The organism is Microbacterium sp. NPDC080005, from assembly GCF_040702445.1.
Lineage (GTDB): Bacteria > Actinomycetota > Actinomycetes > Actinomycetales > Microbacteriaceae > Microbacterium > Microbacterium oleivorans_D.
Genome location: NZ_JBFBLD010000001.1, coordinates 145,208 through 168,725, shown reverse-complemented (window position 1 = coordinate 168,725; position 23,518 = coordinate 145,208). Strand labels below are relative to the sequence as shown.

General features: G+C 69.5%; 22 protein-coding genes. 12 read left to right on the top strand and 10 right to left on the bottom strand.

From position 1 onward, the window contains the following. The first annotated feature begins 71 nt into the window (after positions 1-71). Positions 72-329: a hypothetical protein gene (locus AB0259_RS00785; protein WP_366221193.1), complete on the top strand. Its 258-nt coding sequence runs from the start codon at positions 72-74 to the stop codon at positions 327-329. Positions 330-338: 9 nt separating this feature from the next. Here the strand turns inward: AB0259_RS00785 and AB0259_RS00780 are convergent, their stop codons facing one another. Continuing rightward, on the bottom strand, positions 339-1,790 hold the full coding sequence (locus tag AB0259_RS00780; RefSeq protein ID WP_251583195.1) for an NAD(P)H-quinone dehydrogenase: 1,452 nt from the start codon (positions 1,788-1,790) through the stop codon (positions 339-341). Between the two features lie 93 nt (positions 1,791-1,883). On the opposite strand from AB0259_RS00780, the gene AB0259_RS00775 reads away from it, so the two are divergent. The 3 genes from AB0259_RS00775 to AB0259_RS00765 are packed head-to-tail and all read left to right on the top strand — an operon-like array spanning position 1,884 to position 4,950. Then, positions 1,884-2,714, top strand: a complete 831-nt coding sequence (locus AB0259_RS00775; RefSeq protein ID WP_366221194.1) for a purine-nucleoside phosphorylase — start codon at positions 1,884-1,886, stop codon at positions 2,712-2,714. Beyond that, positions 2,711-4,375: a phospho-sugar mutase gene (locus AB0259_RS00770; protein ID WP_366221196.1), complete on the top strand. Its 1,665-nt coding sequence runs from the start codon at positions 2,711-2,713 to the stop codon at positions 4,373-4,375. The genes AB0259_RS00775 and AB0259_RS00770 overlap by 4 nt, the downstream gene beginning before the upstream one ends. Continuing rightward, complete coding sequence (locus tag AB0259_RS00765) at positions 4,372-4,950, top strand: GNAT family protein (protein WP_251583183.1); 579 nt, start codon at positions 4,372-4,374, stop codon at positions 4,948-4,950. Before AB0259_RS00770 ends, AB0259_RS00765 begins: the two co-directional genes overlap by 4 nt. Here AB0259_RS00765 and AB0259_RS00760 read toward each other — a convergent pair whose 3' ends face one another. Continuing rightward, on the bottom strand, positions 4,951-6,843 hold the full coding sequence (locus AB0259_RS00760) for a PTS sugar transporter subunit IIA (protein ID WP_251583170.1): 1,893 nt from the start codon (positions 6,841-6,843) through the stop codon (positions 4,951-4,953). It abuts the gene before it with no gap. A gap of 141 nt (positions 6,844-6,984) precedes the next feature. Here AB0259_RS00760 and AB0259_RS00755 point away from each other — a divergent pair, with 141 nt between their 5' ends. The 6 genes from AB0259_RS00755 to AB0259_RS00730 all read left to right on the top strand — a co-directional run bounded on the left by AB0259_RS00755 (position 6,985) and on the right by AB0259_RS00730 (position 12,559). Further along, on the top strand, positions 6,985-7,314 hold the full coding sequence (locus tag AB0259_RS00755) for a PTS sugar transporter (RefSeq protein WP_251583168.1): 330 nt from the start codon (positions 6,985-6,987) through the stop codon (positions 7,312-7,314). Further along, positions 7,311-7,586, top strand: coding sequence for an HPr family phosphocarrier protein (locus tag AB0259_RS00750; RefSeq protein ID WP_251583166.1), 276 nt, complete (start codon positions 7,311-7,313; stop codon positions 7,584-7,586). The genes AB0259_RS00755 and AB0259_RS00750 overlap by 4 nt, the downstream gene beginning before the upstream one ends. 7 nt (positions 7,587-7,593) lie before the next feature. Continuing rightward, on the top strand, positions 7,594-9,261 hold the full coding sequence (gene ptsP / locus AB0259_RS00745; RefSeq protein ID WP_366221200.1) for a phosphoenolpyruvate--protein phosphotransferase: 1,668 nt from the start codon (positions 7,594-7,596) through the stop codon (positions 9,259-9,261). Positions 9,262-9,290: 29 nt separating this feature from the next. Then, the gene (locus tag AB0259_RS00740; protein ID WP_366221202.1) at positions 9,291-10,877 is read left to right on the top strand and encodes a PTS mannitol transporter subunit IICB; all 1,587 of its coding nucleotides are present in this window, start codon (positions 9,291-9,293) and stop codon (positions 10,875-10,877) included. Positions 10,878-10,958: 81 nt separating this feature from the next. Further along, the gene (locus AB0259_RS00735; RefSeq protein ID WP_251583161.1) at positions 10,959-11,399 is read left to right on the top strand and encodes a PTS sugar transporter subunit IIA; all 441 of its coding nucleotides are present in this window, start codon (positions 10,959-10,961) and stop codon (positions 11,397-11,399) included. Continuing rightward, a complete protein-coding gene (locus tag AB0259_RS00730) occupies positions 11,396-12,559 on the top strand; it encodes a mannitol-1-phosphate 5-dehydrogenase (RefSeq protein ID WP_366221204.1) in 1,164 nt (387 codons plus the stop codon). The genes AB0259_RS00735 and AB0259_RS00730 overlap by 4 nt, the downstream gene beginning before the upstream one ends. A 326-nt stretch (positions 12,560-12,885) precedes the next feature. Here the strand turns inward: AB0259_RS00730 and AB0259_RS00725 are convergent, their stop codons facing one another. The 8 genes from AB0259_RS00725 to AB0259_RS00690 form a co-directional block, all read right to left on the bottom strand. Continuing rightward, positions 12,886-14,001 carry an adenosine deaminase gene (locus tag AB0259_RS00725; protein ID WP_366221206.1) on the bottom strand — a complete coding sequence of 372 codons (1,116 nt, stop codon included), beginning with the start codon at positions 13,999-14,001 and terminating at the stop codon, positions 12,886-12,888. Positions 14,002-14,024: 23 nt separating this feature from the next. Then, entirely contained in the window at positions 14,025-15,317 is a 1,293-nt protein-coding gene (locus AB0259_RS00720) for a thymidine phosphorylase (protein WP_366221207.1), read from the bottom strand. Continuing rightward, positions 15,314-15,712: a cytidine deaminase gene (locus tag AB0259_RS00715; RefSeq protein ID WP_251583153.1), complete on the bottom strand. Its 399-nt coding sequence runs from the start codon at positions 15,710-15,712 to the stop codon at positions 15,314-15,316. The genes AB0259_RS00720 and AB0259_RS00715 overlap by 4 nt, the downstream gene beginning before the upstream one ends. 49 nt (positions 15,713-15,761) lie before the next feature. Next, positions 15,762-17,048 carry an ABC transporter permease gene (locus AB0259_RS00710; protein ID WP_251583151.1) on the bottom strand — a complete coding sequence of 429 codons (1,287 nt, stop codon included), beginning with the start codon at positions 17,046-17,048 and terminating at the stop codon, positions 15,762-15,764. Beyond that, positions 17,045-18,352 carry an ABC transporter permease gene (locus tag AB0259_RS00705; protein ID WP_251583149.1) on the bottom strand — a complete coding sequence of 436 codons (1,308 nt, stop codon included), beginning with the start codon at positions 18,350-18,352 and terminating at the stop codon, positions 17,045-17,047. Before AB0259_RS00705 ends, AB0259_RS00710 begins: the two co-directional genes overlap by 4 nt. Then, positions 18,349-19,863, bottom strand: coding sequence for an ABC transporter ATP-binding protein (locus AB0259_RS00700; RefSeq protein WP_251583148.1), 1,515 nt, complete (start codon positions 19,861-19,863; stop codon positions 18,349-18,351). The genes AB0259_RS00705 and AB0259_RS00700 overlap by 4 nt, the downstream gene beginning before the upstream one ends. A 113-nt stretch (positions 19,864-19,976) precedes the next feature. Then, positions 19,977-21,098 (bottom strand): BMP family ABC transporter substrate-binding protein, encoded by a 1,122-nt coding sequence (locus AB0259_RS00695; protein ID WP_251583235.1) that lies wholly within the window; start codon positions 21,096-21,098, stop codon positions 19,977-19,979. A gap of 176 nt (positions 21,099-21,274) precedes the next feature. Next, positions 21,275-22,387 carry a mannose-1-phosphate guanylyltransferase gene (locus tag AB0259_RS00690; RefSeq protein WP_366221210.1) on the bottom strand — a complete coding sequence of 371 codons (1,113 nt, stop codon included), beginning with the start codon at positions 22,385-22,387 and terminating at the stop codon, positions 21,275-21,277. 230 nt (positions 22,388-22,617) lie between these two features. On the opposite strand from AB0259_RS00690, the gene sdhC reads away from it, so the two are divergent. Continuing rightward, a complete protein-coding gene (gene sdhC, locus AB0259_RS00685; protein WP_251583144.1) occupies positions 22,618-23,052 on the top strand; it encodes a succinate dehydrogenase, cytochrome b556 subunit in 435 nt (144 codons plus the stop codon). Further along, a complete protein-coding gene (gene sdhD, locus AB0259_RS00680) occupies positions 23,052-23,513 on the top strand; it encodes a succinate dehydrogenase, hydrophobic membrane anchor protein (RefSeq protein WP_251583142.1) in 462 nt (153 codons plus the stop codon). Before sdhC ends, sdhD begins: the two co-directional genes overlap by 1 nt. The last annotated feature ends 5 nt before the right edge of the window (positions 23,514-23,518 follow it).

Here is a 23,518-nt window from a genome sequence, read left to right as displayed (position 1 = left end):
TTGCCACCGCCGCGCTCGCGGTCCTGCTGACGGGCATGCGGATCGGGCCCTCGGTCAGAGGGGCGAACGACGTGAGGGCGGACTTCGAGGAGCCTGCCGGGATCGTCGGTGCAGATGCCCGGTGTTTCGGCGGCGACGGCCTGACCGCCACCGTCACGGTGAATCTGATGACGGCGGACGGCGGTCAGATGACCCTGACGCAGGACATCGTCTGCGACACCGAGCCGCATCGGATCGGCGTCGGCGACCCGGCTGCGAAAGCGGTCTCGGCGACCGGCGCTGCGCCGGCGACCACCTTCCTGTACGTGACGACGATCACCGCCCCCTGACCGCGTGGATCAGCTGTAGGTGTCCTCGTCGCGGGCGACCTGGTGCATGGCGCGCGTCGCATCGGTGATGCTGCCGGCGAGCGAGGGGAACACCGCGAACACGCGCGAGAGCTGGTCGACGGTGAGGCGCCGCTCGACCGCGATCGCGATGGGGTAGATCAGCTCCGACGCGCGCGGGGCGACGATGACACCGCCGATCACGGTGCCCGAGCCCTCCCGGGCGATGATCTTCACGAAGCCGTCCTTGACGCCCATCATCTTGGCGCGCGCGTTGGCGGCGAGCGGGAGCTTGTGGACGGTGCCGTTGACCGCACCCGATTCGATGTCCCGCTCCTGACGCCCGACCGTCGCGATCTCGGGCGCGGTGAAGATGTTGGCCGTGACCCGCTGCTTCTCGAGCGGGATGACGGTGTCGCCGAGGGCGTGGAAGACCGCCATGCGACCCTGCATCGCCGCGACCGAGGCGAGGGGCAGGAACGTCGTGCAGTCGCCGGCCGCGTAGATGTTCGGGACCGAGGTGCGCGCGACCCGGTTGACCTGGATGTGTCCCGAGTCGGTGAGCTGGACGCCCGCCTCCTCCAGGCCGATGCCGGCGGTGTTCGGGATGGACCCGACGGCCATCAGACAGTGGCTGCCCTCGACGGTGCGGCCGTCGGACAGCGTCGCGATGACGCCGTCCTTCGTGCGCTCGACCTTCTCGGCGCGGGACTTGGAGAGCACCTCCATGCCGCCGCGGGTGAAGACCTTCTCGATGACGGCGGCCGCATCGGAGTCCTCACCGGGGAGGACCTGGTCGCGGCTGGAGATCAGCGTGACCTTCGAGCCGAGGTTCATGTAGGCGCCGGCGAACTCGGCACCGGTCACGCCCGAGCCGACCACGATCAGGTGCTCCGGCAGCGAGGACATGTTGTAGAGCTGCGTCCATGTGAGGATGCGTTCCCCGTCCGGCTTCGCGCTGTCGAGCTCCCGTGGCGAAGCGCCGACCGAGACGACGAGGGTGTCGGCTTCGATGCGGTCGAAGTCGGTACCGCCGGGGCCGGTGGAGACGACGACGGCGTGCGTGCCATCGAGGCGGCCGTGGCCCGAGATGATGCGGACCCCGGCATCCACCAGCTGCGCGCGCTGGTCGTCGGACTGCTGACGGGCGAGCGAGAGGAGCCGCTTGTTGACCGCCCCCAGGTTGATGGCGATCTCGGGCTTCAGCGGCTTGCCGCTGTCGCCGCGCGCGAACAGCTGCACCCCGAGGTCCGACGCGCCGCGGATGGCCACGGCGGCATCGGCGGTGGCGATGAGGGTCTTGGAGGGGACGACGTCGGTGATGACCGCGGATCCGCCGATGCCGGCTCGTTCGACGAGGGTCACCTCGGCACCCAGCTGGGCCGCTGCGAGAGCCGCCTCGTATCCGCCGGGGCCGCCGCCGATGATCGCGACGCTCTGGGTGGTCTCGAAGCTCACAGACATGCGCACCATTCTTCCAGCCCGCGGGGTCCCCGTGCGCCGCGACGCGATGCGAGCCGTGTGGCCGAGCGCTGCCGCGGTTCCTAGAGTGGGAGCATGCACGAGGAGACCCACCCGCTCGACGACCCCACTGCCGACCCGTTCGAGGTCGCACGGACCGCAGCCGACGACATCGCCCGCCTCACCGGTGTCGACCACCACGACATCGCCCTGACCCTCGGGAGCGGCTGGGGCAAGGCCGCCGAACTCATCGGCGAGACCACGGCGACCCTGGCCGCGACCGATGTCACGGGCTTCAGCAAGCCGGCGCTCGAGGGGCACGTCGGATCGATCCGCAGCATCCTCACCCCGGACGGCAAGCGCGTCCTCGTGATCGGCGCCCGCACCCACTACTACGAGGGGCACGGCGTCCGCCGCGTCGTGCACAGCGTGCGCACGGCCGCCGCGACCGGCGCGAAGACGATGGTGCTCACCAACGGCGCCGGCGGCATCAAGACGTCCTGGACACCCGGACAGCCGGTCCTCATCAGCGACCACATCAACCTCACCGCCGACTCGCCGCTCGAAGGCGCGACCTTCATCGACCTCACCGACCTCTACTCGCGGCGCCTCCGCGATCTCGCCCGCACGGTCGACCCCACGCTCGACGAGGGCGTCTACTGCCAGTTCCGCGGACCGCACTACGAGACGCCCGCCGAGGTGCAGATGGCGAAGGCGATCGGCGGTCACATCGTCGGCATGTCGACGGCGCTCGAGGCGATCGCCGCGCGCCAGGCGGGCATGGAGATCCTCGGGTTCTCCCTCATCACGAACCTCGCTGCCGGTATCCAGACCACCCCGCTAAGCCACCAGGAGGTCATCGAAGCGGGCCGTGAGGCCGAGCCGGTCATCTCCGACCTCCTCGCCCGTGTGATCGGCCTCCTGTGAGCGACGACATCCTGGACGTCGCCCGGCAGTGGCTCGGGCAGGACCCCGACCCGCAGACCGGCGACGAGCTGCGCGCGGTGATCGCACGGGCCGAGGCCGGCGACGCGGCCGCCGTCGCCGATCTGCACGACCGGTTCGACAGCCGGCTCGCCTTCGGCACCGCGGGACTGCGCGGCGCGTTGGGTGCCGGGTCGAACCGCATGAACCGCGTCCTGGTCGGGCAGGCCGCCGCCGGGTTCGCCGCCTACCTCCGCGGGCGCGCGGGTGACGCGACGCCGTCGGTCGTGATCGGCTACGACGGGCGCCGGAACTCGGACGTCTTCGCCCGGGACAGCGCGGAGATCTTCGCGGGCGCGGGGCTGCGCGCGATCCTCCTCCCCCGCCTCCTGCCGACCCCCGTGCTCGCCTTCGCCGTCCGCCACCTCGGTGTGTCCGCGGGAGTGATGGTCACGGCGTCGCACAACCCGCCCGACGACAACGGGTACAAGGTGTACCTCGGTGGCAAGGACGACGGCGCTCAGATCGTCTCGCCGGCGGATGCCGAGATCGCGGCCCACATCGACCGTGTCGCCGCCGCGGCGGACCTCGCGTCGATCCCCCGCTCCGACGATTACGAGACGGCGGGCGAGGAGGTCGTCGACGCCTACGTGCGTGCGACCGCGCTCGTCGCCCCCGCCCCGGCGGGCGCCGCCGGGCTGAACTGGGTCTACACCGCGATGCACGGCGTGGGTCACGAGACGCTCGCCCGCATCCTCGAGACCGCGGGATACCCGGCACCGACGGTCGTGGCCGACCAGATCGCGCCCGACGGGCGGTTCCCGACCGTCGCCTTCCCCAACCCCGAAGAGCCCGGCGCGATGGACCTCGCCTTCGAGACCGCCCGGGTGGCCGGCGCGGAGCTCATCCTCGCGAACGACCCCGACGCCGACCGACTCGCCGTCGCGATCCCGGATGCCGCGGCTCCCGGCGGCTGGCGCCGGCTCACCGGCAACGAGGTCGGCCTCCTCCTCGGCTGGCGGGCCGCGCGGACCGCGACATCCGGCACTTTGGCGTGCTCGCTCGTCTCGTCGCCCGGTCTGCAGACGATCGCCGAGCACTACGGCCTCGACTTCGCGGCCACCCTGACCGGCTTCAAGTGGATCTCGCGCGCGCCGGCTCTCGTCTACGGGTTCGAGGAGGCGCTCGGCTACCTCGTCAACCCCGGCACTGTGCGTGACAAGGACGGCATCTCCGCCGCGATCGCCGTCCTCGGCCTCGTCGCCGAAGCGCGCGAGGAGGGCAGGACCCTCGGCGACCTGCTCGACGAGTCCGCCGCGACGTTCGGCCACTTCGCGAGCGGGCAGGTGTCCCTCCGTGTCGACGACGTCGCCGTGATCGGACGGATCATGGGCGCCCTGCGTGCGGCGCCGCCGGCATCCGTCGGAGCGGTCGCCGTCGATCGCATCAACGACCTCCTCACCGCTCCCGAGGGCTCACCCCGGGGCGACGTGCTGCGAGTGTGGCTGGCCGACGGGTCGCGCGTCATCGTGCGCCCGAGCGGCACCGAACCCAAGCTCAAGGCCTACCTCGACGTGCGCGGCGACTCCGCCGACGACGCCGCTGTGCGCCTGGCCGCGGTGGAGGCGGGCGTGCGGGAGATCCTCGCGGCGGCGCAGACGTGACGGCGACGCCTCTCGCCGAGCCCGTCGTGCTGAGCCGCGGAAGGGTGCAGCTCGTCCCCCTCGACGAGGCGCACGCGGATGAGCTCGCGGAGGCTCGCGAGGGCCTCGGTTACGCGTGGTACACCTCGATCCCGGCATCCGTCCCGGACGAGATCGCCTGGCGGCGCGCCGAACACGCGGCCGGTCGGATGAACCCGTTCGCAGTGATCGTCGACGGACGCGCGTCCGGGATGACGACGTTCTGCGACATCGACAGCGCCAATCGTCGCGTCGAGATCGGCTACACCTGGCTGTCGCCGACCGTGCAGCGCACGGACGTCAACACGACTGCGAAGCTGCTGCTGCTCGGCCACGCCTTCGAGGCGTGCGAGGCGATCGCCGTGGAGTTCCGCACCTCGTGGCACAACCGGCAGTCGCAGGCCGCGATCGAGCGCCTCGGAGCCCGGCGCGACGGCGTGCTGCGCAACCACCGCATCGGGCCGGGCGGGACGATGCGCGACACCGTCGTCTACTCGATCCTCCCCCACGAGTGGCCCGGGGTGCGGATGGGCCTCGAGGCGCGCCTGGCGCGCTGATCACCCGTCGACGACGGCGACCAGCTCATCGAGGAACGCCGGGAACGTCGTGCCGCGGCGGAGGATCCGCTGCACGCTGTCGCGTTCGCTGAACACCTCGACGAGCTGCTCGAACACGGTTTGGAACGCCTCGCGGTCGGATTCCGAGAAGGCGACCATCGTCACGACCTGCACCCGCCCGTCGCCCCACCGGATCGAGGGGTCGGCGAGCCCGACCGCGATCGCGGTGCGCGTCGCGGTCATCCCGATGGCATGCGGGACGGCGAGCGCGTCGGTGAACGCGGTGGAGGAGATCCGCTCGCGTTCGAGCGTGCGACCGACGTAGTCCTCGGTGATGACCCCCTGCGCGGCCAGCAACCCGCCGAGGCCTCGGATGACGGTCTCCTCGTCGGCGTCGGCGGGGAGGCGCGGAACGAAGGCATCGGCCGAGAAGTACCGCTCCAGCTCGGCGCGGAGTCCCGCCAGGCGACGTGCACGGCGGGCGCGCGCGGCCGCGCCCTGGACACGTTCGACATCCTGCTCGGTGAGGAACGGCTGCACCCGAACGACGCGGTCGGACGGGGCGGGGGGCTCGATCGTCGTGAGCACGAGGTCGGTGTCGAGGGCGCCCCAGTCGGGATCGACCCGCGTCTCGACCGCGACGACCTCGATCTCGCGCCCGAGTGCGCGGTCGATGCTCGCCCGCAGCAGCTCGTGCATCTCGTAGTACCCCGGGCACACGAGCGTCGCGGTCAGCAGGCGCGCGGACTGCCGCGAGCGCTCGAGGCGCCCGCCCACGTGCATCGCGATGTACGCGATCTCGTCCTCGTACAGCGGCGCCCCGACGACGTCGCGCAGCTGTTCCGCGATGAAGACCGCCACCTCGAAGATCATCGGATAGCTGGACTTCAGCGAACGGGTCAGGGCGTTGCGCGACCACGCCTGATCCTGGGCGCGCTGCCGCAGGTTCTGCACGTGGAGGGACAGTCGCAGGATGAAGTCGTCGTGATCGATGTCGACGAGGAACTCGGATGCCGCCCGCGTGACGATCGCGCGCACCGCGGCCTCGACGTCCGGATCGAGGCGCCCGCGGATGACGGTATCGGGCTCGGCCGCGCCGGGTGCCACGACCCGGGTCTGCACGAGCGCAGCGAGATGATCCCGATCGCCGTCCCCCAGGCGGACCCCGAGGCGCCCGACGGCGAGACGATCGAGCAGGTCGGCGATCTGCGCACGCGCGGGGGAATCGTCGATGGGTGCGCCGTCGAGGCCGCGGCCGCGACCGACGCGATCGGCGGCGATCGCGATGTGCATCATGACGTCACCGATGCCGAACTCGTTGACGAGGTACCCGAGGTCGCCGAGCCCTGCGACCAGGTCGTCCTTGAACGCACCGAGAGCCGAGGTCTCGGCCGTGCTCTCGCCCAACGCACGGCGGAGCGCGCGCAGATCGAAGGCGCCCTGCTCCATCTCGTCGTGCGCCAGCCGGCTGAGCAGACGCCGCTGCGCCATCTCCGTCCCCGCGAGTCGCACGCGCTCGGCCGACCGCTCGAGGGTCAGCTGGGTCCCGCTCAGCAGGGCTCGCACGCGCCCGAGATCGGCCTCGAGGGTGGCGTCGCTCACGTGGAAGCGCTGCGCCGCTGCATAGACGTCGATGCCGTCGGGAGCGTCGAGGATGTCGCGCACGAGCCGGTGCAGCCGATCGCGCGGCGTCTCCTCCGCAGCGGGCTTCAACGCCGCCGCGGCACCGGCACCCGCTCGGTAGCCTGACGGCCCCGACTCGACGGCATCACCGCCGGGCACGCGCGCGTTGAGGGCCGCGACGTAGGAGCGGATGCTGCGGGGCGTCACCCCGACCAGGTCGGCGAGCTCGCCCGCGGTGCGCCACCCGGCATCCCTCGCCAGGAGCGCCATGACGCGATCCTGTCTCGTCCGACTCACGGATCCAGTCAACCACCTGCCGGGGCACCGGGGTTTCCTCCCCCGCGGAAGAAGCCCTGGTTGTCGCTTCCTGGGAGTCGGATGAAAATTGCGGGGAGACAAGGAGGCGGATCGATGAAGATCCTCGTCGTCTGCGGCGCGGGTGCGTCGAGCACATTCGTCGCTCAGCGTCTGCGGCAGGCCGCACATCGCGAAGGCACGGAGCTGCTCGTCCACGCGGGTGTCCCCGGCATGGTTGCCACGGGGACGGATGCCGGCGACGTGGTGCTCGTGGGTCCGCATCTTGCCTCCGCCCTCCCCGACATCCAGCGGGACGCCGCCACCCGACAGGCGCGCGTCGTGCTGCTGCCGGAGGACGTCTTCGGCGATCGCGACGGAACGCGCACGCTCGCCCTGGTGACGGCCGCGACCGCTGCCGACCGCATCGAAAGGACCCCGCGATGAGCGCACCGGCCAGCCGGACCGTGAGGATCGGCTCCGCCAACGGCCTCCACGCCCGCCCGGCGAAGCTCTTCGCGCAGGCGGCGAAGGATGCCGGCATCCCGGTCACCATCTCGAAGGGGGCGGGCGGCGCCGTCAATGCGGCCAGCATCCTGAGCGTCATCTCGCTCGGCGCAGAGAACGGCGACTACGTCACACTCACGGCCGACGGCGCGAACGCCGACGCGGTGCTCGACACCCTGACCGAACTTCTGACCACCGACCACGACGCCTGAGGGACACATGACTGAGCTTCGAGGAGTAGGAATCGGCCTGGGCGTGAGCCACGGCCCCGTCGCACGGATGGCGGAGCCGCTGCCCGCGCCGAAGGATGAGAAGAGCACGCTCGGCGTCGACGAGGAGAAGGCGCGCGTCGCCGCCGCCATCGAGGCGGTCGCCCGCGAGCTCGAGCAGCGTGGTGCGACCGCAGGCGGCGCCGCACAGGAGGTCCTCGAAGCGCAGGCGATGATGGCCGAGGACCCCGCCCTCGAGGACGAGGTCGCTGCCCGCCTGGCGGACGGCAAGACTGGCGAGTTCGCGGTGTTCGACGCATTCGCCTCGTTCCGCGACTCCCTCGCCGCGATGGGCGGCTACCTCGGCGAGCGCGCCGCCGACCTCGACGACATCGCGCACCGCGTCATCGCGCACCTGCGCGGGGTTCCCGCTCCGGGAGTGCCCGATCCGGGTCATCCGTTCGTCCTCGTCGCGAAGGACCTGGCGCCCGCCGACACCGCGCTCCTCGACCTCGACAAGGTCCTCGCGCTCGTGACCACCGAGGGTGGTCCGACCTCGCACACCGCGATCCTCGCCCGCGAGAAGTCGATCGTCGCCGTCGTCGGCGTGCACAGCGCTGCCGGGCTCACCGACGGCGAGACCGTCGTCGTGGACGCCGCGGCCGGCATCGTGACGACCCAGCCCACCAACGACGAGATCGCGCAGGCCGAGCGCCGCGAGGCCGACCGCGCCGCGGCCGCCGACGCGCCGATCACGCCGGGAGCCCTCGCCGACGGCACCGCCGTGCCGCTGCTCGCCAACCTCGGCAAGCCCGCCGACGCCGCGAAGGCCGTCGAGCTCGGCGCTGAGGGCGTCGGCTTGTTCCGTACCGAGTTCCTCTTCCTCAGCTCGTCGCAGGCACCCACGGTCGAGGAGCAGACGAAGGCCTACACCGAGCTCCTGCAGGCGTTCCCCGGCAAGAAGGTCGTGGTTCGCGCACTGGATGCCGGCGCCGACAAGCCGCTCGCCTTCCTCAATGACGCGCACGAGGAGAACCCGGCGCTCGGACTGCGAGGGCTCCGTGCCCTGCGCGCGAGCGAGGACATCCTGCGCGAGCAGCTGACCGCCCTCGCGAACGCGGATGCCGCCACCGACGCCGACCTGTGGGTCATGGCTCCGATGGTGTCGACGGTCGAGGAGACCGAGTACTTCGTCACCCTCGCCAAGGAGTACAACATCAAGACGGCCGGCGTCATGGTCGAGGTCCCCTCGTCGGCGCTTCTCGCCGACCGGGTCCTCGCTCGCGCCGACTTCGCGTCCATCGGCACCAACGACCTCACCCAGTACACCCTCGCAGCCGACCGGCTGCTCGGCTCCGTCGCCTCGTTCCAAGACCCATGGCACCCCGCCGTCCTTCAGCTCGTGAAGCTGACCGGTGACGGCGGCCGCGCCCACGGCAAGCCGGTCGGCATCTGCGGCGAGGCGGCAGCCGACCCGCTGCTCGCGGTCGTCCTGGTCGGACTCGGCGCCACCACCCTGTCCATGGCACCGACGGCGCTCGCTGATGTGCGCGCCACCCTTCTGCACCACAGCCTCGACGATGCCAAGCGCATCGCCGAAGCAGCCCTCGCCGCATCCGATGCGGCATCCGCCCGAGCAGCGGCCCTGGAAGCCGCCGCACAGCTCACCGCCGCATGACCCGCGGCACAGCAAAGGAGAACCAGCACATGACAACGACGTCTGCACCACAGACACGAGGAGGGGCCCGCGTCGCCGTCCAGCGATTCGGCACCTTCCTCTCGGGCATGATCATGCCGAACATCCCCGCGCTCATCGCGTGGGGCATCTTCACCGCGTTCTTCATCGACGTGGGCTGGACCCCGAACGCCGACCTCGCGACCATCGTCGGTCCGTTCATCCACTACCTGCTGCCGCTGATCATCGCCTACACGGGCGGATACATGATCTACAAGCAGCGCGGTGGCGTCGTCGGCGCGATCGCCACGATGGGCGCCATCGCAGGCTCCGATCTGATCATCAAGAACTTCAACGACGCCCTGCTTGCTGCCAACCCCGACGCGTCGGAGCTCGGCCAGGTTCACATGTTCATCGGCGCGATGATCCTCGGCCCGCTCGCGGCGTGGACCATGAAGAAGCTCGACTCCCTCTGGGAGGGGAAGGTCCGCGCCGGCTTCGAGATGCTCGTGAACATGTTCTCGGCCGGCATCTGGGGCTTCATCATGGCGGTCATCGGGTTCTACCCGATCGCCTGGCTCGTGAACGGCATCATGACCGTGCTGTCGAACGCGGTGAACTTCCTCGTCGACTCGAATCTGCTCCCGCTGACCAGCATCCTGATCGAACCGGCGAAGGTCTTCTTCCTGAACAACGCCATCAACCACGGCGTCCTCACGCCGCTGGGCATCGCTCAGGCGGATGAGTCGGGCAAGTCGATCCTTTTCCTGCTCGAGGCGAACCCCGGTCCCGGGCTCGGCCTGCTGCTGGCGTTCACCTTCTTCGGGCTCGGCGCTGCGCGCGCGTCCGCCCCCGGCGCGGCCGTGATCCAGTTCTTCGGCGGCATTCACGAGGTCTACTTCCCTTACGCACTGATGAAGCCGACGCTCATCCTCGCCCTCATCGCGGGCGGCACGACGGGTGTCACGACCAACATGCTGTTCGGCGCCGGACTCCGCGCACCCGCAGCACCGGGAAGCATCATCGCGGTGCTGCTCCAGACAGCAAACGACAGCTACCTCGGAGTCATCCTCTCGGTGATCCTCTCTGCGACGGTCACGTTCATCGTCGCGGCGATCATTCTGCGGGCCTCCCGCAAGCGTGATCTCGCCGCCGCCGAACTCGGCACGGACTCCTTCTCCGCAGCGGTCTCTCAGACCGAGGCGAACAAGGGCAAGTCGTCCGAGGCCCTGTCGGGGCTGCGCGGTTCCGCGAACGCACCGGCAGCGACGAACGACGCCGCGGTCGCGGCATCCGCTGCCACCGGCACCGCCGTCGCCGACCGCGAGATCTCGAACATCGTGTTCGCGTGCGACGCCGGCATGGGGTCGTCCGCGATGGGTGCGAGCGTCCTGCGCAACAAGTTCAAGAAGGCGGGCGTCGAAGGCGTCACGGTCACCAACAAGGCGATCGCGAACCTCGACCCGTCGGCCGACCTGGTCATCACCCAGGCGCAGTTGACCGATCGTGCTCGCGGGGTCACCCCCGAGTCGGTCCACGTCTCGGTCGACAACTTCATGAACTCGCCGAAGTACGACGAGGTCGTGGAGATGGTGCGCCGCCAGCACGGCGACGCCTGATGCGATCCGCTGCGGGGTCGGAGACAATGGTCCCGGCCCCGCAGCGCTTTTCCCCCACACAGTTCCCAGAAGGAGAAAACCATGGCTCGCGACGTCCTCACCCTCGGCCAGATCCGCATCCACTCCGGCTCCGCCACGCAGGAGCAGGCGATGAAGGAGGCCGCCGACATCCTCGAGGCGTCGGGGGCCGTGACCGGCGCCTACTTCGACGCCATGCAGCAGCGTGAGGTCGCCGTCTCGACCTACATGGGCAACGAACTCGCCATCCCGCACGGCACCAACGAGACGAAGGACGCGATCCTCGAGTCCGCCCTCTCCTTCGTGCGCTACGACGGCGGCGTCGACTGGGCCGGGGAGCCCGTCACCTTCGTCGTCGGCATCGCCGGCAAGGGCGACGAGCACCTCGAGATCCTGTCGCAGATCGCGCTCCTGTTCTCGGAGGACGACGAGGTCGCGAAGCTCAAGGCTGCCCAGACCCCGGAGGAGCTCTACCAGCTGCTCTCCACGGTGAACGACGCATGAAGGCGGTCCACTTCGGCGCCGGCAACATCGGCCGCGGATTCGTCGGCCTTCTGCTCCACGAAGGCGGATACGACCTCGTCTTCTCCGACGTCGCGCCCACCCTCGTCGAGACCATCAACGCGGCATCCGAGTACACCGTCCACGAGGTGGGGCCGGGCGGAGGCGACAAGACCGTGACCGGTTTCCGCGCCCTGAACAGCCAAGCCGACCCCGATGCGGTCGCCGAAGAGATCGCGACCGCAGACGTCGTGACGACCGCGGTCGGACCGAACATCCTGCCGTTCGTCGCGCCCCACATCCTCGAGGGTCTCGCGCGTCGCGACGCGAACGCGAAGCCGCTGCAGGTCATGGCGTGCGAGAACGCGATCGGGGCGACCGACACCCTCCGCGCCGAGATCGAGAAGCTCGCCGGCGATGCGTGGGGAGACCTCTCGGCTCGCGCCGTGTTCGCGAACACCGCGGTCGACCGCATCGTCCCGGGGCAGCCCGACGGCGCAGGCGTCGACGTGACGGTCGAGCCCTTCTTCGAGTGGGCGATCGAGCAGGGACCGTTCGGCGGTGATCTCCCGAACATCCCGGGCGCGCACTTCGTCGACGATCTCGCTCCCTACATCGAGCGGAAGCTGTTCACGGTCAACACGGGCCACGCGGCGACCGCCTACTTCGGCTACGTCGCCGGCATCACCCGGATCTCAGACGCCCTCGCCGACACCGGCATCCGTGCCAAGGTCGAGCAGGCACTCGAGGAGACCTCGGCGTTCCTGTCGGCTGCGCACGGCCTCGACGCCGACGAGCTGGCCGGCTACCGCGCGACGATCCTCGAGCGGTTCTCGAACGCATCCCTCCCCGACACCGTGCAGCGCGTCGGCCGGCAGCCGCTCCGCAAGCTCTCCCGCCACGAGCGCTTCGTCGGCCCCGCGTCGGCCGCCGCCGAGCGCGGACTCTCCGTCGACGGCCTCGTCGCCGCGATGTCGGCCGCGCTCCGTTTCGAGGACGCTGCCGACCCGCAGGCGGTCGAACTGCAGGAGCGTATCCGGACCGAGGATGCCGCAGCCTTCACCGCCTCGGTCACGGGCCTCGAGCCCGGGCATCCGCTCTTCGGACGCGTCCAGGAGGCGGTGGCGCAGCGGCAGACCGAGCTCGGCGTCTACAGCGCGTAGCGTGCGCCGGAGGGTCCGCCGTGACTCCTCCATCTGTGACAGTCGAGGCACCGCAGCGTCCTGACCAGCCACCGACGAGCCGGACTCGAGGAGTCGGCGCCCTCCCGCCCGAGGAGTTTCTGCGCAGCAGGCCGGCCAGGCCCGCGATCCCCCAGCGCCGTCGTCCCACCGAACGGCATGGGTCCTCGACGCACCCTTGACCGGTGCGATCGTGTGGATGCCAGGATCCGAGGTCGTCTTCGCCGGCTCCGGCCGTGAACGAGTCTCGAGCGGCGGCCGGTGCGACAGGATCTGAGGAGTCGGCGTCCGACCGCACGATCCCGACGTCAGGCCGAGAAGCCTTCGCCGATGAGCTCGATGAGCTCCTCGCGCTCCTCGATGGTGAGGAAGGCGGCAGCAGCCGCGTTCAGCTGGAACGCCTCGAGGTCATCCAGCGTGTACTCGAAGGTGTCGGCGAGCAGGGAGAGCTCGCGCGTGAGCGAGGTCCGGCTCATCGTCCGGTTGTCGACGTTCACGGTGACCGCGAACCCGAGCTGGTACAGCAGGTCGAAGGGGTGGTCCTCGAGCTGCGTCCCCCACTTGGCGATGGCCCCGGTCTGCAGGTTCGACGACGGCGAGAGCTCCAGCGGGATCTCGCGGTCGCGCACCCACCGGGCGAGGTCGCCGAAGCGGACCTGCACCTCTTCGCCCTTCTCCGCGACGACGTCGAGGTCCTCGGCGATGCGCACGCCGTGACCCAGCCGCAGCGCGCGTCCGTCGATGAGCGCCGAGCGGATCGAGTCGAGCCCCGCGGCCTCGCCGGCATGGACCGTCGCCGGGAAGAAGGCGGATGCCAGGTAGTCGAACGCCGGCCGCAGGTTCGACGGCGGGAACCCGGCCTCGGGACCCGCGATGTCGAACCCGACCGCGCCGCGTCCGCGGTGGCGGACGGCGAGCTCGGCGATCTCCAACGACCGGTCGGTGTGACGCATCGCGCTGATGAGCTGGCCGACACGGATGTCGCGGCCCGAGGCCTCGACGGCGTCCTCGCCCTCCTCGATGCCCTCCTGAACGGCTTCGACGACCTCATCGAGGCTCAAGCCCCCCTGCAGGTGCTGCTCGGGGGCCCAGCGGACCTCGCCGTAGATGACACCGTCGGCGGCGAGATCCTCGACGAACTCCTTCGCGACACGGCGCAGCCCCTCGCGGGTCTGCATGACGGCGATCGTGAGATCGAAGGTCTTCAGGTACTCGACGAGGGACCCGCTGTCGGACTGGTCCTCAAACCAGTCGGCGAGGTCGTCGGCCGCCGCCTCGGGGACGTCGACCCCGACCTCGTCGGCGATCTCGATGATCGTCTGCGGGCGCAGCCCACCGTCGAGGTGGTCGTGCAGCGAGACCTTGGGGAGCGAGCGGATCGAGACGCCCTCGAGCTTCGCGTCGCCGTGCTGGTCGATGGCCATGGTGGAGTCCTGTCGTGAGGGGGTCAGGCGGTGATGCGCTCGAGGACGAGCGGAGTGGATGCCGGTGCCTCCGCACCGATCTCCCAGGCGCCCTCGAGCGCCTCGGTAGCCCGCGCGAAGCGGTTCTCATCGTCGGCCAGCAGGGTGAACAGCGGCTGTCCAGCAGTGACGGCGTCGCCCGGCTTCACGTGCAGGTCGATGCCGGCGGCGTGGATGACAGGGTCCTGCGCACGCGCGCGGCCCGCGCCGAGGCGCCAGGCGGCGATCCCGAACGGGAGGGCTTCCAGCCTCGTGACGACGCCGGACTCGGTCGCGGTGACGGTGTGGGTCTCGCGCGGGTTCGGGAGCGCGGCATCCGGGTCGCCGTCCTGCGCCTGGATCATCCGGCGCCACGAGTCCATCGCACGACCGTCCCTCAGCGCGGCTTCGACGTCCGCGTCGGGATGACCGGCGAGGGCGAGCATCTCGCGGGCGAGCGCGACGGTCAGCTCGACGACATCCGCGGGGCCGCCGCCGGCGAGAACCTCGACGGACTCGCGGACCTCGTTCGCGTTGCCGATCGCGAGGCCGAGCGGTGTGCTCATGTCCGTGAGCAGAGCTGTGGTGGCGACACCGGAATCCGTGCCGAGGGCGACCATGGTGCGGGCGAGCTCGCGGGCCTTGTCGACGTCCTGCATGAACGCGCCGGACCCGAACTTGACGTCGAGGACGAGAGAGTCGGTGCCCTCGGCGATCTTCTTCGACATGATGCTCGAGGCGATCAGCGGGATCGCCTCGACGGTGCCGGTGACGTCCCGCAGCGCGTAGAGCCGCTTGTCGGCGGGGGCGAGGCCGGATCCGGCGGCGCAGATGACCGCGCCGACGTCCCGCATCTGCGCGACCATCTCGTCGTTGCTGAGCGCCGCGCGCCACCCTGGGATGGCTTCGAGCTTGTCGAGGGTGCCCCCGGTGTGACCCAGGCCGCGACCCGAGAGCTGCGGCACTGCCACACCGAAGGACGCGACGAGCGGCGCGAGCGGAAGAGTGATCTTGTCACCGACGCCGCCGGTGGAGTGCTTGTCGACCGTCGGCTTGCCGAGACCGGCGAAGCTCATCCGCTCGCCCGAGGCGATCATCGCGTCGGTCATGACGCGGATCTCGTCCCGGCTCATCCCGTTGAGGAGAACCGCCATCGCGAAGGCGGCCATCTGCGAGTCTGCGACGTACTCGCGCGTGTAGGCGTCGACCATCCAGCGCAGAGCGTCCTCGGGGACCGCTCCCCCGTCGCGCTTGGTGCGGATGACGTCGACCGCGTCGAAGGGCTCGACCTGGCTCATCGGGCGGCCTCCAGGTCACGCGGGCCGAAGGCGTCCGGGAGGACCTCGTCGATGGTGCGGATGCCGGACACGGTCTCCAGCAGCATCCCGGGGATCGCGAACTCGTTGAGCAGCTGCCGGCACCGTCCGCACGGCATGATCGTCTCGCCGTCGTTGTTGACGCACACGAAGGCGACGAGTTCGCCGCCGCCGGTCATGTGCAGGTTGCCGACGAGCCCGCACTCGGCGCACAGGCCGACGCCGTAGGAAGCGTTCTCGACATTGCAGCCGGTCACGATCCGCCCGTCGCTCACGAGCGCTGCGGCGCCCACGCGGTAACGGGAGTAGGGCGCGTACGCCTTCTCCATGGCCTCGACGGCCGCGGTGCGCAGCTCGTCCCAATCGATGTCGGTCACGACTCTTCCTTCGTAGTTCTGGCGGATGCCGCGGCTCGCGGCATCCCGGTCAGCCCTTGATGTAGGGCTTTCCTGACGCGGCGGGGCCTCGGATCTGACCGGCGAAGCCAGCGACCGCGAGGATGGTCACGACGTAGGGCAGCATCAGCATGAACTCGCTCGGGATCGGCGTGTCCAGGATGGTGAGGAGGTTCTGCAGGTTCGTCGCGAATCCGAAGAGGAGGGCAGCGAGTGTCGCCCGGATGGGATCCCACCGTCCGAAGATGACGGCGGCCAGCGCGATGAAGCCGAGACCTGCGGTCATCTCCTTGCCGAACTGCGGGACGGAGACGAGGGTGAAGTACGCGCCGCCGATGCCGGCGATCGCGCCCGCCAGCGAGACGTTCCAGAACCTCGTCGAGTTGACCTTGATCCCCACGGTGTCCGCCGCCTGCGGGTGCTCACCCACGGCGCGCAGACGAAGGCCCCAACGGGTCCGGTAGAGGCCCCACGCCACGATCGCCACCGTGATGTACATCAGATAGACGATGAAGGTCTGATTGAACAGGACCGGACCGATGACGGGGATCTCGCTGAGCAGCGGGATCTCGATGCGCCCGAACCGCTCGGGACGGTTCAGCTCGGTCTCGTTCGGAACCAGGAGCGCGCCGTAGAGGAAACCGGTGAGCCCCGTCACCAGCACGTTGAGCACGACACCGACGATCACCTGGTCGACGAGGTACTTGATCGCGAACGCGGCCAGGACGAACGAGACCAGCACGCCGCCGATCATGGCGCCGAACAGTCCGACGAACGGGTTGCCGGTGATGCTCGACAGCAGAGCCGCCGAGAACGCGCCGAGGAGCAGCTGCCCCTCGATGGCCACATTCACGACACCCACTCGCTCGCCGATGACGCCGCCGAGCGCACCGAAGACGAGGGGCACCGACAGCGAGACCGCGCCGAACAACAGGCTCGTCACCGGGACCAGCCCGCCGGCAGCCGCCCACACGAGGAACGCGAACACCGCGAGCACGGCGAACAGCGCCGTCAACCAGAGCGGTGTGCGGCGGTAGTTCCAGGCGTTCCACGCGGCGAGACCCGCGAGGAGCACGAGGACGACCACGACACCCCAGCTGGTTGCTCCGGTCGGGACCTCCACGTTGGGGAGCGCGATCGACGACGTCGGGTCGCCCAGGCGGAACGCCGACGTGACGCCGCGCGGGACCACGAGGAACAGCACGGCCAGGAGCAACACGACGGCGCCGAAGACGATCGGCACCTTGAAGTGCCTCTCCTTGACGACGGCCAGCTGGATCGTGCCGTCGGCCTCTACTGCGGGAGCCGGAGCACTCATGCCGCCACCGCCTTCTTCGCGGCCTTGGCTCGCGCCTTGTCGGCCTTTTCGGATTCTGTCTTGGGAAGGAAGAACACCGCACGCAGCAGAGGGGGCGCGGCGATGAACAGCACGATGAGCGACTGCACCACGAGCACGATGTCCACGGGGATGCCCTGCGCCTGCATGGAGAACGATCCCGCCTTGAGGGCGCCGAAGAGGATGCCGGCGGCGAAGGTGCCCCATGCCCGGCTGCGTCCCAGGAGCGCGACCGTGATGGCGTCGAAACCGATGCCGGCGTCGATCGTGGCGGCGAAGCCCGAGGTCACGTTCCCCTGGATCTGGTTCATGGCCGCGAGGCCCGCGAGTCCTCCGGCGAACAGCATCGCGTAGACGTAGATGCGTTCCACATTGATGCCGCCGGCGCGCGCGGCGTGCGGGTTCTCACCGACGGCGCGCATCCGCAGACCGAGGCTGGAGCGCTCGACGAGCCACCAGACGAAGACGGTCGCGACGATGACCAGGATGAAGCCCCAGTCCAGCTGAGGGAAGGTCGGACCGAGGAGATCGGGGAACTGCGCGCTCGCCGGGGTCGGCTGGGACTGCGGCTGGTTGCTCCCCTCCGCCTGCAGGAGGCCCGGCGTCCGCAGCATCCACAGCAGCAGGTAATACGCCACGTAGTTGAGCATGATCGTGAGGATCACCTCGTGCGCCCCGGTCTTGGCTTTGAGCACCCCGACGATACCGCCCCAGATGGCACCGCCGAGGATGCCGGCCAGCAGCGTGATCGGCAGGTGGATCAGCAGCGGCAGGTCGAGGTTGAAGGCGAAGAAGCCCGCGAACAGGGCACCGACGAGCATCTGCCCGCGGGCGCCGATGTTGAACAGTCCCACCCGGAATGCCAGGGCGACGCCCAGACCGGCTGCGATGAGAGGTGCCGCGAAGCCGAGCGAGTTGGTGAGCGGGCGGATCTGCGTGGCGAAGTCGTCGACGCGCGGGTTGAAGACAGCGCCGCGGAACAGCGCTTCGTATCCGTTGTAGACCGAGTTCCACACCGCGACGAGTGTGTCGGTCGGACGCGCGAAGAAGTAGCCGCTCGTGCGCTGGACGTCTTCGTTGGTGACGGCGATGAGGATGCCACCCACGATCATCGCGAGGACGATGGCGAGAACGGTGGTCACGGCGCTGCCGCGCATCAGTTCTCGGAAGAACACGTCCGTCCGTGTGGGGGACGGGGCGTTGTCCCCCGCGAGCGGGCCCTTCGCAGCAGGCAGCTGTTCCACAGGGCGCGCCGCATCTGCGGCGCCGGGCGTCGTGCCGCTCATGCGGCCACCTCCGGGTCGGTTGCGCCGGCCATCATCAGGCCGAGGGTCTCGCGGGGCGTGTCGCCGGGGACGATCCCCACGATGCGACCGCGGTACATGACGGCGATGCGGTCGGCGAGGGCGGTCACCTCGTCGAGCTCGGTCGACACCACGACGACGGGGATGCCGGCGTCGCGGGTCTCGACGATGCGCTTGTGGATGAACTCGATCGATCCGACGTCGACGCCGCGCGTGGGCTGGGCGGCGACGAACAGCTTCAGCTCGCGGCTCATCTCGCGGGCGATCACGACCTTCTGCTGATTGCCGCCGGAGAGGGTGCCCGCAGGAGTCTCCGGCCCGCGGGTGCGGATGTCGTACTCCTCGATGCGCGCACGGGCGAAGGCATCCAACTCGGAGCGACGGATCGTGCCGGCGCGGGAGAACGCGGGATCGGTCGAGCGATCGAGGATGAGGTTCTCGGCGACGGAGAAGCCGCCGACGAGTCCGTCTTCCTTGCGGTCCTCGGGCACGAAGCCCACACCGGCATCGAGGATGCCGCGGACGCTCATCCCGACCAGCTCCGTGCCGTCGAGGCGGATGGAGCCCTCCGTCCGTGCGGCGAGCCCCACGATCGCCTCGACGAGCTCGGTCTGGCCGTTGCCCTGCACGCCCGCCACGGCGAGGATCTCACCCGGCCGGACGTCGAACGACACGTCGTCCACGACGATGGCTCCGGTCGGGGTGAGAACGCGCAGGGCGCGGACCTCGAGTCCGCCTTCTCCCACGCGAGGCGCGTCCTTCTGGACGGTGAGCTCGACGGCTCGGCCGACCATCAGCGAAGCGAGCTCGGCGTTGGTCGCCGTGGGCGACGCCGTGCCCACGATCTTGCCGAGGCGGACGACCGTGATGCGGTCGGCGACTTCGCGGACCTCACGGAGCTTGTGGGTGATGAAGACGATAGAGGTCCCCTCGTCCCGGAGCTGGCGCATGATGCCCATCAGCTCGTCGGTCTCCTGCGGCGTCAGAACGGCGGTGGGCTCGTCGAAGACGAGGACCTTCGCGTCGCGCGACAGGGCCTTGATGATCTCCACGCGCTGCTGGACACCGACGGGGAGGTCCCCCACCAGCGCGTCGGGGTCGATCTGGAAGCCGAACCGGTCGGCGACGGCGCGCACGTGCTCGCGTGCCTGCTGCAGATCGAGGCGGCCGAGACCTCGGGTCTTCTCGTGACCGAGCATCACGTTCTCAGCCACGGTGAAAACGGGGATGAGCATGAAGTGCTGGTGCACCATGCCGATCCCGGCGGCCATGGCATCGCCAGGCCCCCGGAAATTCTGGACCACATCGTCCAGGACGATCTCGCCCTCGTCAGCGCGGTACAAGCCGTAGAGGACGTTCATCAACGTGGACTTGCCGGCGCCGTTCTCGCCGAGGAGAGCATGGATCTCCCCCGGCTGGACCACGAGGTCGATGTGGTCGTTGGCGACGAGGCTGCCGAATCTCTTCGTGATTCCGCGGAGCTCGAGCTTCATACAAGGCACCCTATCCGGCGGGCTTGAGAGGCAGGCCCGCCATCCGATGTTCAGCTAACGGCACTCGGGGCGGGCAGCTGCGCGCTGCCCGCCCCGAGTGCCCGTACGTCAGATCACGGCGAGTTCTTCGACTCCACCGTGATGTCGCCGGCGATGATGCCGTCGCGCAGAGCGGTCAGCTCGTCGGCGAGGCCCTCGGGCAGCTGCGACTCGAAGTCGTGGAACTCGGAGAGCTTCACACCCTCGTTCTCGAGCGTGCCGATGTACGGGGCAGCGTCGAACTCGCCCCCGGCTGCAGCGACGGTCGCGTCGTGGACGGCCACGTCGATCGCCTTCATGATCGAGACCAGCGTGATGTCCGCCACGCTGTCGTCGGCGACGGCGAGGTCGCTGTCGACACCGAGCATCAGGGTGTCCTCACCACTGTCCTTGATGGCTGCTGCGGCGCTCTGGTAGATCGGGCCGCCGACCGGGAGGATGACGTCGACGCCTTGGTCGAGCACGGACTGAGCGGTCTGCTTGGCCGTGTCGTTCGCGTCGAAGCCACCGGTGAAGGCGCCCTTCTGGCCCGCGACATCCCAACCGAAGAGCTGGACGTCAGCGCCCTTGTCCTCGTTGTACTTCTCGACACCCAGCGCGTAGCCGTCCATGAAGACAGCGACCGAGGGGATCTGCAGACCACCGAAGGTGCCGACCTTGTTGACACCCGACTGAGCCGACCATGCAGCGGCCGCGTAGCCACCGAGGTACGCCGCCTCGGCCGTGTTGAATACGAGGGGCTTGATGTTGTCGGCGTCGGTCGCGCCGTCCTGGTCGGTGTCCGCGTAGTCGTCGATGATCGCGAACTGCAGGTCGGGGTTGGCCTTGGCCGCCTCGACGGTCGCGGCAGCGAGCTTGAAGCCGACGGAGACGATCAGGCTGCAGCCCTCGGAGATCGCCGTCGTCATGTTGGGCTCGTAGTCGTTGTCGTTGGTCGACTCGAACTCGAGGGGCTCGACGCCGAGTTCTTCTGCGGCCTGGTCCATGCCGTTCTTGGCCGACTCGTTGAAGGACTTGTCGTTCCAGCCGCCGGCGTCGGAGATCAGGCAGGGCTTGAAGCCCTCGACGACGTCACCGGATGCGCCGGGAGCCGCGGACGAGCCCGGCTCGGGCGCGGTGCCACAGCCCGCGAGGGCCGCGATGAGAAGCGCAGCGCCGGCGATGCCGGCAAGCTTCTTCGGGTTCGAGATGGTCAAAAGTGCCTCCACGGGAAGGGAGCCCGCGGACTTCGCGGGCGTGCGCATCCGAAGTTACCTACTGTGACGTCGAGGACGCAGCGTGATCAGGCCGTACGTCGGAATGGTTACAAAGCCGCAATCATCTCGTCACGGGAGCGGCATCCTGCGCAATTGCGAACGCAGCACGACTCGGATCAGAGGACGTCTCCGCGGCCGGTGACCTTGAGAGCATCGACGACGCTCTTCACGCGCTGCGCGTGCTCCGCGGTGGTGACCAGGAGCGCGTCGTCCGTGTCGACCACGACGATGTCCTTCACCCCGATGATGCTGATGACGCGGCTCGTCTGCGACACCACGATGCCGCTCGCCCGGTCCGACAGCACGCGCGCGTTCTTACCGAGGATCGCCAGGTCGGTGCGCCCTCCCGAGTTGAGCTTCGCGAGACTGGCGAAGTCCCCCACATCGTCCCAGTCGAAGTGACCCGGCACGACGGCGAGCCGGCCTTTCTCGGCGGCGGGCTCGGCGACGACGTAGTCGATGGCGATCTTCTCGAGCGTGGGCCAGATGCGGTCGACGGCCGGTCCTCGCCGGTCGCGGTCGTCCCAGGCCTCCGCGAGCTCGATGAGCCCGGCGTGCAGGGCGGAGTTGTTGGCCTCGATCTCGGCGAGCAGCACGTCTGCCCGCGAGATGAACATGCCCGCGTTCCAGAGGTAGGAGCGATCGGCGACGTAGGTCTTGGCCGTCTCGAGGTCGGGCTTCTCGACGAAGCGCTCCACGAGCGAGGCATCCCGCGCCCCGTCGACGATCAGCTCGCCGCCCCGCTTGATGTACCCGAATCCGACCGCCGGCTCCGTGGGCTGGATGCCGATCGTGCAGATGTACCCCTCGCGGGCGACCTCGACGGCGTCGCGCACCGCGAACTCGAAGACGCGCGACCCGCGGATGACGTGGTCGGCCGCGAAGGAGCCGATGACGACGTCCGGATGCCGACGGTGCAGGATCGCCGCCGCGAGACCGATCGCGGCCGCCGAGTCCCGCGGCTCGGACTCGAGGATGACGTTCTTGTCGGGGATGCCGGGCAGCTGCGCCTCGACCGCCGCGCGATGCGCACGACCGGTGACGACCGCGATGCGGTCGGGACCGGTCAGAGGTTCCAGTCGGTTCCAGGTGTCGCGCAGCAGCGAGTGCCCGGATCCGGTCAGGTCGTGCAGGAATTTCGGCGCGTCCGCGCGCGAGAGCGGCCACAGACGTGAACCGACGCCCCCGGCGGGGATCACGGCGTAGAAGTCCTCGATGTGTTCGACCATGGTCCGAACCCTATCGGCCGGTCGTGACGCCCCCGTTCCGTCCGCGTGACGGGCGCGGTCCCGAGAGGACGGCCGTGATCAATATGTTCTAAGGCTCCCCTTCCTCGCCCGCCACCTTCAGCGCCGCTTAGGATGGTCGGTGCGCCCGCTTGCGACGATGGGCGACATTCCCTGGGGATGCCGTGACCTCGCCGCGCAGCGCGACCCATCTCACCCAAGGGAGGACGACCGTGTCTGCACCAGCACGCGTCACGCCGTCGGTAGCTGAGACCACGTCCAAGACCCCGCGCGGCACGCTGTACCGCGGCAACGAGGGCATGTGGTCGTGGGTGCTGCACCGGATCACCGGCATCGCCATCTTCTTCTTCCTGCTCGTGCATGTGCTCGACACGGCCCTCATCCGGGTCTCCCCCGACGCATACGACGCGGTCATCGGCACGTACAAGAATCCGATCATGGGTCTCGGCGAGGTCGCCCTCGTCGCGGCGATCGTGTACCACGCGTTCAACGGGCTCCGCATCATCGCGGTCGACCTGTGGCCGTGGGCGACGCGTCACCAGCGTCAGCTCTGGTGGGGCGTCCTGGCCGTCTGGGCGGTCACGCTCGTCGGCTTCGCCGCACGCCACCTTCCGAACGTCTTCTCGCACATGGGAGGCGAGCACTGATGACCGCCGATACCCTCGTCCCTCCGCGCACCCCGCAGGGCAAGGCCGCCGTCCGCAAGAAGGGACCGAACCTCGAGAAGTGGGGCTGGGTCTTCATGCGCGTCTCGGGCGTGCTGCTGATCGTCCTCATCTTCGGTCACCTCTTCGTCAACCTGATGGTCGGCGAGGGCATCTCGGCCCTCGACTTCGCGTTCGTCGCCGGCAAGTTCGCCAGCCCGTTCTGGCAGGTGTGGGACGTGCTGATGCTGTGGCTCGCCTTCATCCACGGCACCAACGGCATGCGCACGATCGTCAACGACTACGTCACAAACGCGAAGGTGCGGAAGGTGCTCGTCACGAGCCTGTGGGTGGTCGCCGGATTCATGATCCTGCTCGGCACCCTCGTCGTCTTCACCTTCGACCCCTGCATCCCGAACCTCGACGGCAGCATCGTCGCAGAGGTCTGCAAGGCACAGGGCTGAGCCGG

Coding starts and splice junctions, on each gene's coding strand:
- AB0259_RS00780 (WP_251583195.1), bottom strand. CDS start 1,790: ATGTCTGTGAGCTTCGAGACCACCCAGAGCGTCGCGATCATCGGCGGC.
- AB0259_RS00775 (WP_366221194.1), top strand. CDS start 1,884: ATGCACGAGGAGACCCACCCGCTCGACGACCCCACTGCCGACCCGTTC.
- AB0259_RS00760 (WP_251583170.1), bottom strand. CDS start 6,843: ATGGCGCTCCTGGCGAGGGATGCCGGGTGGCGCACCGCGGGCGAGCTC.
- AB0259_RS00755 (WP_251583168.1), top strand. CDS start 6,985: ATGAAGATCCTCGTCGTCTGCGGCGCGGGTGCGTCGAGCACATTCGTC.
- AB0259_RS00750 (WP_251583166.1), top strand. CDS start 7,311: ATGAGCGCACCGGCCAGCCGGACCGTGAGGATCGGCTCCGCCAACGGC.
- ptsP (WP_366221200.1), top strand. CDS start 7,594: ATGACTGAGCTTCGAGGAGTAGGAATCGGCCTGGGCGTGAGCCACGGC.
- AB0259_RS00740 (WP_366221202.1), top strand. CDS start 9,291: ATGACAACGACGTCTGCACCACAGACACGAGGAGGGGCCCGCGTCGCC.
- AB0259_RS00735 (WP_251583161.1), top strand. CDS start 10,959: ATGGCTCGCGACGTCCTCACCCTCGGCCAGATCCGCATCCACTCCGGC.
- AB0259_RS00730 (WP_366221204.1), top strand. CDS start 11,396: ATGAAGGCGGTCCACTTCGGCGCCGGCAACATCGGCCGCGGATTCGTC.
- AB0259_RS00725 (WP_366221206.1), bottom strand. CDS start 14,001: ATGGCCATCGACCAGCACGGCGACGCGAAGCTCGAGGGCGTCTCGATC.
- AB0259_RS00720 (WP_366221207.1), bottom strand. CDS start 15,317: ATGAGCCAGGTCGAGCCCTTCGACGCGGTCGACGTCATCCGCACCAAG.
- AB0259_RS00710 (WP_251583151.1), bottom strand. CDS start 17,048: ATGAGTGCTCCGGCTCCCGCAGTAGAGGCCGACGGCACGATCCAGCTG.
- AB0259_RS00705 (WP_251583149.1), bottom strand. CDS start 18,352: ATGAGCGGCACGACGCCCGGCGCCGCAGATGCGGCGCGCCCTGTGGAA.
- AB0259_RS00700 (WP_251583148.1), bottom strand. CDS start 19,863: ATGAAGCTCGAGCTCCGCGGAATCACGAAGAGATTCGGCAGCCTCGTC.
- AB0259_RS00690 (WP_366221210.1), bottom strand. CDS start 22,387: ATGGTCGAACACATCGAGGACTTCTACGCCGTGATCCCCGCCGGGGGC.
- sdhD (WP_251583142.1), top strand. CDS start 23,052: ATGACCGCCGATACCCTCGTCCCTCCGCGCACCCCGCAGGGCAAGGCC.